We start from the raw sequence: 12,593 nt of genomic DNA on the forward strand, positions 1-12,593 counted from the left end.
ACGCTGTCGGCGTGCATCTGGTTGATGCCGCCGACAGGCGGGTGTGATACTGGTTGTTCCATTCCAGACGGACACACCAAACATGACCACTGTGCAGCAGGCCCTGGCCCGCATTATCGATACCTGCCAACCGGCCACACTGGTGGTTTGCGGCGAGATCGCTGGTGAGGTTGGGGATCACTGGTGCCGGCACCACAGCGAGTCGGCCATGACCACCCTGGATACCAGCGCCCCCAACGATGCCTTCCCTCTGCCCGAGACCCAGGACCTGGCCCTGGTGACCAACACGCTCGAACACCTGAACCACGACGAGGGCCAAGTACTGCTGGGCCAACTGCGCAACTACGGCACCCACCAGATTGCCGTTGTGGTGAAAGACTGCCCCGGTTGGTCGTTTACGGACTTCATCGGGCTGGGCTTCCGCCGGCAGGCTGAGCTTGGTGACGAAGACAGCCCACTCACGCTCTACACCTACAACATCGACAGCTACAACCACAAACGCGCCTGGAACAATCCCGACAACTGGGCCAATCCTGAAATGTGGGACAAGGCCTGGTGGTAGCGGCCACGCTTACAGCGAGGCCACCACGTCAAGGTTGTGGCGACAGGCGCTCAGATAGGATGCCCCGAAAAGGTTGTAGTGATTGAGGGTGTGGTACAGGTTGTAGGTGGCCCTCTTGGTGTCGTAGACATCCGTTCTGGGGTAGACCCGGTCATAGGCACGATAAAAAGCCGAGGAGAAGCCACCAAACAGCTCTGTCATGGCAATGTCCGCCTCCCGGTCACCGTAATAAACCGCCGGATCAATGAGCCAGGGCCCGGCGCTGTCGAACAGGACATTCCCGGACCATAGGTCGCCGTGGAGCAGGCTTGGGTGTTCGCAATGCTCATTCAGAAACCGGGCGAGCTCGTCGCCCTGACGCTCAAGCACCGCTTCAAACTCTTTCCGGACATGGTCATTGCGGATCATGCCTACCTGCACACCCAGTCGATCTCTCAGGAAAAACGCCCCCCAATCGTCCGTCAGGCGGTTCTTCTGGGGTGACATCCCAATCATGTTGTCGGCGTCGAATCCGTACTCGGGCTGACGTACCGCATGCATTTGCGCCAGGCCTTCGCCAAGCGCGGCCATGGCTTCCTCGCTCGCCGGGCCGGAGTGGATCTTCGGAATCACCAGTTCGTGGGCTGAGACAGCTTTCACCTCCGGCACACGCAATCCGCTGACACCGGCCGCCCTGAGAGTGCCTGCCAAAACCTCAAGACCTCGCGCTTCGCACAACAGCGCATCGGGAAAGGACGAGGGATTCTGTTTCACGAAATCGGTCATACCACCAGTATAACCATGATCGGAAATCGCCTCGCAAACATCCTTGGCTTTGTCACAGGCTTCATGGATCATGGAGCTGCAAGGCCATCCCACACAGGAATAGCCCGATGACAGGTTTTAGCAAGCGCACGGCAAACGAACAGTTGAATCAAGAGGCGGACAAGGTTCACCGCAGAGATGTGGGCGCCCTGCTCGACCGCCAGCAGGCCATCGAGGACAAAGTCAGGAACAGTGGCAAACTGAGCCGGTTCAGCACTGACATCCGGCTGATGTTTTCCATGCTCAGGGACTACTGGCAGGGCAACTATCGCGAAGTACCCTGGAAAAGCATTGCGGCGATCGCCGGTGCCCTTGTTTACGTACTCAATCCCCTGGATTTGATTCCGGACCTGCTGCTGGGATTCGGCCTGCTGGACGACGCCGGTGTGGTGGCCGCATGCCTGGCCCTGGTGGAATCCGACCTGCTTCGTTACGCAGCGTGGAAAGATCTTAAAATAGAAACACAAACGCTTACGGATAGCGATTGATTCAATAGTGGACTACCGTTAATCTTCGAAAGCCCTCTGAATCACAAAACCCTTTGGAGCTAATGTGGATTTTGCCACCCTGATCGGCCTTGTTGGGGCCATCCTGCTTATAGCCTCAGCCGTCATTCTTGGCGTGTCGCCGGATGTTTTTATCAATCCCCCCTCCATACTGATTGTGGTCGGTGGCACCATGCTGGTTGTGCTGGCGAAATTCAGCTTCAACCAGTTTTTCAGCGCCTTCAAAGTGGCCGCTCGAGCGTTCAAATTCCGTTTGCCGGACACCCGTGAAAGCATTGATGAACTGATTGAGGTAGCCAATGTTGCCCGCAAGCAAGGCATGCTCGGCCTGGAAGAGCGCGAAGTTGGCTCGCCGTTTCTCGGCCAGGGAATACAGATGCTGGTCGATGGCCAGGATGCTGAAACCATCAAACACCTGCTGTCCAAGGAGCGCCTACTGACGCTGGATCACAACCGGTCTGGCGCAAAAGTCTTTACGGCAATGGCCGATGTGGCCCCTGCCATGGGGATGATCGGAACCCTGATCGGGCTGGTGCAGATGCTGTCCAACATGGAAGACCCGAAATCCATCGGTCCTGCCATGGCGGTTGCCCTGCTAACCACACTCTACGGCGCAATGATTGCCACCATGATCGCCACCCCCATCGCGGACAAACTCTCGCTGCGAATGACTGAGGAAGCGCGTCTGCAATCGCTCTATATTGATGCGCTGGTTGCTATCAAGGAAGGCACCAATCCGCGGATTATCGAACAGATGCTGTCGAGTTACCTGACCCCGAAAGAACGTGAGAAAAACTCAGAAGCCGAGACCGCAGGCGTTTAGCCATGGACGAATTACCAGAAGAGGAAAAAGCGGGCATTCCCGCCTGGGTAGTGACATTCGCGGACCTGATGTCGCTGCTGATGTGCTTTTTCGTCCTGCTGTTGTCGTTCTCCGAGATCGACGCACAGAAGTTCAAACAGATCGCTGGTGAACTGTCGAAAGCGTTTGGTGTGCAGCGCGAGGTGCCCGTCCTTGAGGTACCCATGGGCACCAGCCCGATTTTCGATCAGTTTTCTCCGGCACCGCCCGAGCCCACCGTCGTCAACGAAGTCAAACAGACAACCACCGACGAGCAGCCCGAACTGGAAACCCTGAAAAGCCCTACGGATGTGGCTGTGGAATCCGCCATCCAGGAAGAGCTCGAGAAGACCCTGGAACAGGTTCGATCGGTTCTTGAGACAGCCATCGAAGACGGCCGGGTCAACCTCATCCAGGACAATCATAGAATCATTGTTCGCGTTGAGGAGAAGGGGGCGTTCCCCTCCGGTTCGGCGGACCTGACCTGGGAGTTTGAAGGTCTGTTGCTGGAAATGGCCGACATACTGGTGCAGATCCCCGGCAAGCTGACCATCGAAGGCCATACCGACGATGTTCCCATCCGTACGCAGCGGTTCTACAGCAACTGGGATCTATCCGCCGCCCGGGCGGCAGCGGTTGCCAATGCGCTCCTCGCCGAGGGTAATCTGAAGCCTGCCCGGCTGGCGGTCACCGGTCTCGCTTATACCGAGCCACGAGTACCAAACACCTCTTCGGAGAACCGCGCCAAAAATCGCCGGGTGGAAATCATTATCGATCTGTCCGGACCGATCGAGGAACAGGAGATGCGGTTAAGGGAACTCATGAACCCCGAAGCCGATGTGTCTGCTGCACCGGATTCCCGCAGTTCCGACGACTCCGACCAGGACGAATTACTGTGGTAGACGGCCATATTGGTGCACTCGGCCCATCAATGCACCATTAAAGAGCGCAAACACCCCGTCTTCAACTCAACCCCGCCCAATTTCAGAGCGGAAAATCACCTAATCGACTACCCGCTCTGAATTTGCCTCAAAATGGAACACTCCTTGCTTGGTGTGCACGCTATCAATGCACAACCCGCCCGTGACAGGTGGATAAAACCAAAAAATCAGGAGCAACCAACCCGTGGACATCACGAGTGCAGTACATACCCTGACCGAAAGCGCCAACACACTGTTCATTCTGATCGGTGCCATCATGGTACTGGCCATGCATGCTGGCTTCGCCTTCCTGGAAGTCGGCACCGTGCGCCACAAGAACCAGGTGAATGCCCTGGTAAAAATCATGACCGACTTCGGCATCTCCGCCGTGGCCTATTTTTTCATTGGCTACTACATCGCCTACGGCAGCCACTTTATGGCCGGCGCTTCAGAGCTAACGGCCGCAAATGGCTATGACCTGGTCAAGTTCTTCTTCCTGATGACCTTTGCCGCCGCCATTCCCGCCATCGTCTCCGGCGGTATCGCCGAGCGTGCGAAGTTCTACCCCATGCTTATCGCCTCCGGGCTGATCGTGGCATTTGTATATCCCTTCTTCGAGGGCATGATCTGGAACGGCAACTACGGCTTCCAGGCCTGGCTGGAGAACCAGTTTGGTGCAGCCTTCCACGACTTTGCCGGCTCGGTCGTGGTGCACGCCGTGGGCGGCTGGATCGCCCTGGCCGCCGTGCTCCTGCTGGGCGCACGTAAAGGCCGTTACCGCAATGGCCGCGTGGTGGCGTTTGCCCCCTCCAACATTCCATTCCTGGCGCTGGGCGCCTGGATTCTCACCGTCGGCTGGTTCGGCTTTAACGTGATGTCCGCCCAGACCCTGGATGGCATCAGCGGCCTGGTGGCGGTGAACAGTCTCATGGCCATGGTGGGTGGCGTTCTGGTGGCCATGCTGGTCGGCCGCAAGGACCCGGGCTTCATCCACAACGGACCGCTCGCCGGCCTGGTGGCGGTGTGCGCCGGTTCGGACCTGATGCACCCGGTCGGTGCGCTGATTACCGGTGGCATCGCCGGCGCCATCTTCGTGTACATGTTTGAGTGGGCCCAGGACAAGATTGAGCGCCTGGACGATGTATTGGGTGTATGGCCCCTGCACGGTGTGTGCGGTGTATGGGGTGCCATTGCCGCCGGCATCTTTGGCCAGGAAGCGTTCGGGGGCCTGGGCGGGGTCAGCCTGATGTCGCAGATCATCGGTTCGGTTGCCGGTGTTGTGGTGGCTTTTGTCGGCGGCCTGATCGTCTACGGCATTGTTAACGCCATCTCCGGCCTGCGTCTCACAGAAGAAGAGGAATTCAACGGTGCGGATGTCAGTATTCACCGCATTGGCGCTACGTCCCTGGAATAACCCTTGCCCGCCAGCCGCCTTTCCCGGCGGCTGGCAATGCTTTTTATTGACACTTCCCTCCGTCTGGCCTTTGCTTAAATAACCCGTTCCGGTGATAAACCCACGGTTTGCCGCCAGAGTGGCCTGCCTTTTGCTGTTCCTTTACATCATGGGAATGGCTGAATACCGACCGCCCACATCCGGTGGACGGCGTGTTCAGGAGAGGGTCATGGTTATGTTGATACAAACCCCACCCGAGGGTATCTACGACGAACTGTTCGACCAGAATAATCGGGTACGACCCAGCTGCAGGATGCTGGAGGACTGGCTGATCCGATCCGACGAAGCCCTGTTGGCCGAGAAGCGCCGCGAGGCAGACGTGCTGTTCCAACGCCTGGGCATCACCTTTAACGTCTATGGCGAAGACCAGGGGGCCGAACGGCTTATCCCGTTTGATCTGATCCCACGAGTAATCTCCGCCAGCGACTGGCAACGTCTGCAAGCTGGTTTGCGCCAGCGGGTGCAGGCGCTGAACCGCTTCCTGTTCGATATCTATCACGAGTTCGAGATTATTCGCGCCGGTGTCATCAGTGCTGAGCAGGTATTCGCCAATCCCCAGTACCAGCCCGGCATGCAAAACCTCAAGCTGCCACGTAATCTGTATTCCCACATAGCCGGCATCGATTTGATCCGCCACAACGACGGCGACTTCTACGTGCTGGAGGACAATCTCCGCTGCCCCAGCGGTGTCTCCTACATGCTGGAAAACCGGCGCATGATGATGCGCCTGTTTCCAGAACTGTTTGCCAAGGCCCCGGTAGCACCGGTTGAACATTACCCGGCCCTGTTGGGCGAAACACTGCGCGCAGCGTCGCTAAATCCCAACCCCACCGTGGTGGTGCTAACCCCCGGTCGTTTCAACAGTGCCTATTTTGAACACGCCTTCCTGGCCCGGCAGATGGGTATCGAACTGGTGGAAGGGGCGGACCTGTTTGTACGTCGCAATAAGGTCTACATGAAGACCACCGTCGGCCCCCAGCAGGTGGACGTGATTTACCGGCGGGTCGACGACGACTTCCTCGATCCGCTGGCTGGCAACCCGGATTCCATGCTGGGTGTCCCCGGGCTCTATGCAGCCTACCGCACCGGCAATGTGGTGCTTGCCAACGCCATGGGCACCGGCGTCGCCGACGACAAGGCCATTTACCCCTTCGTACCCGAGATGATCCGCTTCTACCTGGGTGAAGAACCGATCCTGAAAAATGTCCCCACCTGGCAGGGCCGCAAGCCAAAAGACCTCAAGTACATCCTCGACAACCTGCCAGACCTGGTGGTCAAGGAAACCCAGGGCGCTGGTGGCTACGGCATGCTGATCGGCCCCAAGGCCAGCAAAAAAGAGCTGAGCCATTTCCGCTCGCTGTTGCGGGCCAGGCCAGACAACTACATTGCCCAGCCCACACTGAGCCTGTCTACCTGCCCGACGTTTGTAAACGAAGGCGTAGCGCCCCGACACCTCGACCTGCGGCCTTTTGTGCTTTCGGGCAAGAAAGTGCAGATGGTACCTGGTGGATTGACCAGGGTGGCCCTGAAAGAAGGGTCGCTGGTGGTGAATTCATCCCAGGGCGGTGGCACCAAGGACACCTGGGTACTGGAGGGCGAGGAATGCTGAGCCGAGCTGCATCAAGTCTGTTCTGGATGGCCCGCTATCTTGAGCGGGCGGAAACCCAGGCCCGTCTGCTGGACGTCAGCCTCACGATGGCGTTGATCGACGTTCCCGAAGACCGCGAGGAACAGCTATCCGTGCCATTGCTGGTGACCGGTAGCCGCGAAACCTTTCACGAGCTCTACCCGGAAATCACCCCCCAGAACCTGATTGATTTCCTTCTTCTGGACGACCGCCACCCTGCCAGTGTGTTCAGTGTGATCCGCAGCGCCCGAGATAACGCCCTGCACGTGCGAGGCAATCTCTCCGCAGATGTCTGGGAGAGCATTAACCTGGCCTGGATGGAGCTGAAGGAATTACGCCATAAAGGGGTGACCGAATCCAACGCCAGCCGGGTGTTTGACTGGACCCGCGAACGCTCAAACGTGTTCCGTGGTGCAGCCTATGGCACCCTGCTGCGCAATGACGCCTTCCATTTCCTGCTCCTGGGTACGTTTATCGAGCGTGCAGACGCCACCGCCCGCGTGCTGAACATCCGCCACCACATGGCCACCAAATCCCTGGAAGGGCACCCCACCCAGTCGTTCTTCGAATGGACGGCGCTGCTGCACTCGTTGGCCGCCTTTGAGGCCTACCAGAACACCTACGGCCACAATATCGAACCGATGAATGTGGCCGAACTTCTGATTCTCAAACCGGATGTTCCCCGTTCGCTCCACGCCTGCCTGGAGGAAATCGCGGATCTTCTGGAGCAGATCGAAAGCGGCGAGGCCCGCCGGGCCCGGCGCCTGGCCACAAGCCTGTATGCCAACATCCGCTACGGCGACCGCGAGTACATTGCCGAGCGCGGCCTGAATGAGTATCTGACCGACTTCCTGCAACGCATTCAACGTATCGCCGGCCAGATCCAGAAAGACTACATGGGGTGGAAACAATGAAGCTGAATATCCGCCATGACACCACCTATAGCTACGACGAACCCATGCACAAAGGCATCCAGTATCTACGCCTGACACCCCGTAACACACCCCAGCAGAAGATACTGGAGTGGCACCTGAGTGCCCCCGGCGAAACCAGCCAGATGACAGACGGCTTCGGCAATATTGTTACCGTCATGACCATGGACAAAGCGACCAGGGAGATCACCCTGACTGCGGAGGGCGTGGTTGATCTTACGGGCAAACCATTGACCAAAGACGACTCACCGTTTCCGCCCGAGGTGTTCCTGCGCCACACCCCATTAACCGACGCCGACAAGGCCATAAAGGCCTTCGCAAGCCAGTTCTCCGCCAACAAGCGCAGCCTGGTGCGAATGATGAACCGTATCCTCGAGCACATCGAATTCACGCCCGGCGTCACCACGGTGACCCACACCGCCGCCGAAGCCTTTCAGCAGAAGGCGGGTGTGTGCCAGGACCATACCCATGTATTCATCTCCTGCTGCCGCCACATTGGGGTGCCGGTGCGGTATGTCAGCGGTTACATCCACACGTTCAGCGATGACCACCTGGCCACCCACGCCTGGGCCGAGGCCTGGCTGGGCCACAACTGGCATACCTTTGATGTGGTGAACCTGCTCAATGTTGCTGAAAGCCATATCAAGCTGGCAACCGGACTGGATTACCGGGATGCAGCACCGGTGCGGGGTATTCGCAGCGGCGGCGGCATGGAGCACCTGCAGACCCGTGCCTGGGTCACCCTGGCCGGGGAAAGCCAGTAACAAAAAGCTGTGCAAATTCCACACGCCGCTCCATGCTTTCTGCGCAGAAACGGGTAAACTGAGCGCATTCAGTACGACCCGAGGGTAGCCCCATGACCTATTGTGTGGCGATGCGCCTGGCCGACGGCCTGGTTTTCGCATCCGACTCCCGCACCAACGCGGGCTTTGACCAGATTTCGACCTTCCGCAAAATGCATGTCTTCGAACAGCCGGGGGAACGGGAACTGGTGATTCTATCGGCGGGCAACCTGGCCACCAGCCAGAGCGTTATCAGCCTGCTGGAAAAACGCGCCGGCTCCGAAGACCCCAATGTGTTCTCCACCGCCTCCATGTTCGAGACGGCAGAGGTTGTCGGCAGAACCATCCGCGAGGTTATTCACCGCGACAACCCCGAGGGCAAAGTGAACCATGTGGACTTCAGCTGTTCACTGATACTGGGCGGCCAGATCCGGGGCGAACAGGTACGCCTGTTCAACATCTACCCCGAAGGCAACTTCATTGAAGCCACTGAAGAAACGCCTTATTTCCAGATTGGCGAGTCGAAATACGGCAAGCCCATCCTCGACCGCGTCGTGAACTATAATTCCTCGCTGGACCGGGCCTACCAGTGCGCCCTGATTTCCTTCGACTCCACCATGAAGAGCAACCTGTCGGTGGGGATGCCGCTGGATGTCGCCATATACCGCAACAACGAACTGAAGCCCTGCTTCGTCGACCGGGTGGACGAACACAACGATTACTTCCACCAACTCCGCCAACAGTGGCACCGGGGCATCCAGGAACTGATCAGCGGTCTGCAGCCGCCGGCGATCCGCTAGCTCAGTTGCGGTAACCGGTCAGTTCCATATACCCCACACCATCGTGGGAACCTGTCACCGTCACCGGGCTTTCCCAATACGGGTAGAGCCCGGCGTTCCAGTAGTCGCCGGGCGGCGCGGCAACCTGTATATCCACGTTTTGCTGTGGCATCCGCAGATGCCACTCCACAGGAACCCTGCCCTGCGGCGAGGATTGCCAGTCGAGTGGGCTCAGGCTGATGTCGTTTCCGTTCAACGTTTCAACCTGCCCATTGGCGTTTATCCAGCTGCCAGACACGAAGGCGCCTTGGTCTTCCCGCAGGCGAAACGCCATCAGTTTATGGCCGTCATCCAGATGCAGGGCGAACCAGTCCCAGCCCTGCTGGCCAGCCTTCAGGAACTGACTGCTCCACTCGCGATCGAACCAGCCCTTGCCGGAAACGGCCAGGGTTTCATCGCCAAGGGTCACCGTACCCTCAATGTGCAGATCCACCAGGCTGAAATACATTGAGCCCTCGCCACTGGCGGATTTGGCACTGAACCCGTTTTTCCCATGGGGTACCGGTTTGCCGGTGTTGCTCAGGCGCAGATCGTAGCGCCAGTTACCGCCCTCAACCTGCAAATGCCACTGTTCGGAATCCGGTTGCGATACCAGCCGCCAGTCATCCAGCCATACCTGTAACGGGTCCGCCCTGGCCCCGGCATGCCCCAAATCACCCCGGGCCAGCTTTTCTTCAAACCAGTGCTCACCCTCAAATGACACGGCGGCGTGTGCCATCCACGCCGCGTCCAGGGGCCAGGCACTGGCCTCTGGTGGTTCCGCATTGGCGGGTCGCGGTTTCAAAGCCTGACGGAACTGTGTCCACTGCAGCCCCAGCGGTCTGCCGTCCTGGGTTTCCAGGTTAGCGGTCAGGTACCACCATTCAATACGGTGTTGCGGATGGGGCCCCCAGTCCTCGGGAAAAGTCAGGGGGTCGCCTGGCTCCGGCTGCTGGAATTGCGATTTCTCCACCTCGCCTGTCTGCTGCGCAAGCCCGGCGAATCCGGTGTCGTTCTCCAAATCCGTACAGCCCGCAAGGACGACCGCCAGTAGGCCGGCAACAACGCCGGTTTGGATATTCATGGCTCCACCTGTTTAATGCTGTCCATGTGGCCAAGCTGCCGGCGCATCAGATGGGCGATTATCAGCCCTGTCGCCACGGCCACCAAACCCAGTTCAATCCAGAACAACGGGTACAGGTCCATCGGCAATGACCACCCAAAAGCCAGCGGGTTGATGCGACTGACCAGCACCCAGGTCAGCCACACGCCCAGCGGTAGCGCAGCAATGGTCACCGTGAGGGTCAGCGCCACCGACAGGCGCCGGAGCTGACGCCTGACCTTCGATGCAGGCAGTCCCCAAACGCCCAGCAGCTGAAAGTATTTCACCCGGGTGGTGAAAAAGACCCATCCCATAATCAGCAGGGCCATCGCCGCCAGCAACAAGGTCAACAGGCTGATGGCGCGAGTAAGCAGGAACGTCTGACTGAAGACCTTCGACGCCAGCGCGCGGATGTTGTTGTTGTCCCTGATGGTGAGTTCCGACGTCTGCCAGGTGTCCGACAGGCGCCCGCGGATGTCGGACATCGCCACGCTGCCGGGCGTCACCGAAAAGCTTTGGAAGTGGGGCTTGAATGCCGCCGGCAGCGCAGAACCAGCCATCAAAATTTCCCCCGCAGGCCGCCCGTAGTCGGCGTAGATAGCCACCACTTCTGCATTGCGATTGGTATCCGCTACTCTGATGTCGAGCATGTCGCCCACCTCAAGCCGGTAGCGCCGGGCCAACTGCTCATTGATCATTACGCTATCGGTCTCAAGCTTTTGCCAGGGCTCCTCAACACTTTCCAACAGAGACCATTTTGTCACCAGATCACTGATTGGCATCAGGGCAAACAGGTCCACCGCAATACGCTCATCGACAAGGCCGCGTTGGCTCCCGGAATCCGCCCTCGCAATGTGTGCCTGGCCACGAATCACACGATGCCACGGCCCGATACCGTCCAGGCTCTGCAATTGCGCAGCCGCCATGTCGGCGTCTGCATTCGCAGGCACCTCCACATAGAACTCCGCTTCCAGGCGCTGGGCCAGCCAGGTTTCGAAGGTGCCCTCAAAGGTCGTCACCAACGCCTGCACCGCCAGCACCGTGGCCATGGCAAATTGCAGTGCCACCACCGGCAACGCCAGGTGCCGGAACATCACCGCCAGTTCCCGTTGCCGCCAGCGGGCAAGTGGGTCTTCTCTTCGTGAGCCAGTGCGATTGGAAAGCCGTTGGGCAAGCAGCGCCAACCATCCAGGTGTCAGCCAACCGGCGCCCGCGAACACCATCGCCGTCGCGACAAAGACCCAGGCCAGGGCCGGGGCCAGGGCAACCCCCACCAACCCGACCAGAAACATCAGGAAGGCAATCGTTCGCCCCCGGCCCTGGCCAGCCATCGCCCGCCAATGCGCCGGGACCACCCAGTCCACCAGACAGACCGCCAACACCAGAAAGACCACGATGGCGGCGGCCCTCCAGGGCAGTGCTTCTTCAGCACCGGCATAGACGGCCACATCAAACAGGCTGTCGAGGGCCTGGCCGAAACCGCTACCCAGCATCCCGGCAAGCCTTGCCCCCAACCATAACCCCGGCACAACGCAAATACCGGTCAGCACCAACAGCTCCAAGGTCAGCCACTGCGTTATCCGTTGGCGAGGCACTCCGAACCGGTGCAGCAGGGAAAAGCTGCCGTGCCGTTGAGCAATCCCCAATCGATGTACGCTGCGCACCAGAAGGCCCGTAATCAGAAGCACCAGGAGGCTCAGGGCATCCAGATTCAGCAGGAAACTGTCCGCCAGTTCACCGGTGGGTGGGCCCATGGAAAATTCACGCAGAATATAACCAGTTGGTAAATCCCTGTTCTCATCCCGCGCCAGCAGGTAAAGCCGGCTGCCGTACCCTTCTTTCGAAAGTTCTGCGGCCTCGCTGATATCGAGGAAAGGCGCACCATCCAACGTGTCGGCACCACTGCCGAGGCCAGTGTCACCGAAACACCCCATCGCCAACGGGTCGATGCCGATCACCCGCCCTTCCGGCGGCGGTCGCTGCAGCTCCAACCAGGGCGCCACACACACGCCGGCCATACGCAGGGCAGCAAAGTCATCCACACCCACCGGTCGCCCATCCGAGCGAATCACATGAGCGCGAGCCGCCACCGCATTCTCGCTCTGCAACAGACTATTGCGGGCCTGGTCGGTCAGTACCGTCACCCCGGTCCAAAGCATGGTTGCCAGCACAATCATCAACGCCAGAGCCAACAGCTGGATGGGGTGGCGGCGGTAGTGGCTGACGAAGGCGCGCGCAAGCATCAT

12 protein-coding genes are annotated in these 12,593 nt (G+C 59.2%); 9 read left to right on the forward strand and 3 right to left on the reverse strand.

Annotation, left to right across the window (positions count from 1 at the left end):
• Positions 1 to 82 precede the first annotated feature (82 nt).
• Entirely contained in the window at positions 83 to 562 is a 480-nt protein-coding gene (locus AXW11_RS06455) for a DUF6231 family protein (protein ID WP_041333546.1), read from the forward strand.
• A gap of 9 nt (positions 563 to 571) precedes the next feature.
• On the opposite strand, the gene AXW11_RS06460 is transcribed toward AXW11_RS06455, so the two are convergent.
• Positions 572 to 1,399 (reverse strand): fructosamine kinase family protein, encoded by an 828-nt coding sequence (locus AXW11_RS06460; RefSeq protein WP_174447631.1) that lies wholly within the window; start codon positions 1,397 to 1,399, stop codon positions 572 to 574.
• Positions 1,400 to 1,434: 35 nt separating this feature from the next.
• Between AXW11_RS06460 and AXW11_RS06465 the strand changes: the two genes are divergently transcribed.
• The 8 genes from AXW11_RS06465 to AXW11_RS06500 all read left to right on the forward strand — a co-directional run bounded on the left by AXW11_RS06465 (position 1,435) and on the right by AXW11_RS06500 (position 9,227).
• On the forward strand, positions 1,435 to 1,854 hold the full coding sequence (locus AXW11_RS06465) for a YkvA family protein (RefSeq protein WP_075195505.1): 420 nt from the start codon (positions 1,435 to 1,437) through the stop codon (positions 1,852 to 1,854).
• Positions 1,855 to 1,918: 64 nt separating this feature from the next.
• Positions 1,919 to 2,695, forward strand: coding sequence for a flagellar motor protein PomA (gene pomA / locus AXW11_RS06470; RefSeq protein ID WP_075195506.1), 777 nt, complete (start codon positions 1,919 to 1,921; stop codon positions 2,693 to 2,695).
• Positions 2,696 to 2,697: 2 nt separating this feature from the next.
• Positions 2,698 to 3,615, forward strand: coding sequence for a MotB family protein (locus AXW11_RS06475; protein ID WP_041333542.1), 918 nt, complete (start codon positions 2,698 to 2,700; stop codon positions 3,613 to 3,615).
• A 223-nt stretch (positions 3,616 to 3,838) separates the two neighbouring features.
• Positions 3,839 to 5,047, forward strand: a complete 1,209-nt coding sequence (locus AXW11_RS06480; RefSeq protein ID WP_091641569.1) for an ammonium transporter — start codon at positions 3,839 to 3,841, stop codon at positions 5,045 to 5,047.
• A gap of 214 nt (positions 5,048 to 5,261) precedes the next feature.
• Positions 5,262 to 6,695 carry a circularly permuted type 2 ATP-grasp protein gene (locus AXW11_RS06485; protein WP_091641618.1) on the forward strand — a complete coding sequence of 478 codons (1,434 nt, stop codon included), beginning with the start codon at positions 5,262 to 5,264 and terminating at the stop codon, positions 6,693 to 6,695.
• Positions 6,689 to 7,627, forward strand: a complete 939-nt coding sequence (locus AXW11_RS06490; RefSeq protein ID WP_036202232.1) for an alpha-E domain-containing protein — start codon at positions 6,689 to 6,691, stop codon at positions 7,625 to 7,627. The genes AXW11_RS06485 and AXW11_RS06490 overlap by 7 nt, the downstream gene beginning before the upstream one ends.
• Complete coding sequence (locus AXW11_RS06495) at positions 7,624 to 8,409, forward strand: transglutaminase family protein (RefSeq protein WP_091641566.1); 786 nt, start codon at positions 7,624 to 7,626, stop codon at positions 8,407 to 8,409. The genes AXW11_RS06490 and AXW11_RS06495 overlap by 4 nt, the downstream gene beginning before the upstream one ends.
• Positions 8,410 to 8,501: 92 nt before the next feature.
• The gene (locus tag AXW11_RS06500) at positions 8,502 to 9,227 is read left to right on the forward strand and encodes a proteasome-type protease (RefSeq protein WP_036202227.1); all 726 of its coding nucleotides are present in this window, start codon (positions 8,502 to 8,504) and stop codon (positions 9,225 to 9,227) included.
• Between the two features lies 1 nt (position 9,228).
• Here the strand turns inward: AXW11_RS06500 and AXW11_RS06505 are convergent, their stop codons facing one another.
• Both AXW11_RS06505 and AXW11_RS06510 read right to left on the reverse strand, forming a co-directional pair.
• On the reverse strand, positions 9,229 to 10,329 hold the full coding sequence (locus AXW11_RS06505; protein WP_091641564.1) for a lipocalin-like domain-containing protein: 1,101 nt from the start codon (positions 10,327 to 10,329) through the stop codon (positions 9,229 to 9,231).
• Positions 10,326 to 12,593 carry an FtsX-like permease family protein gene (locus AXW11_RS06510; protein WP_227663891.1) on the reverse strand — a complete coding sequence of 756 codons (2,268 nt, stop codon included), beginning with the start codon at positions 12,591 to 12,593 and terminating at the stop codon, positions 10,326 to 10,328. The genes AXW11_RS06505 and AXW11_RS06510 overlap by 4 nt, the downstream gene beginning before the upstream one ends.

This window comes from Marinobacter sp. Hex_13 (assembly GCF_001566815.1).
Lineage (GTDB): Bacteria > Pseudomonadota > Gammaproteobacteria > Pseudomonadales > Oleiphilaceae > Marinobacter > Marinobacter salarius.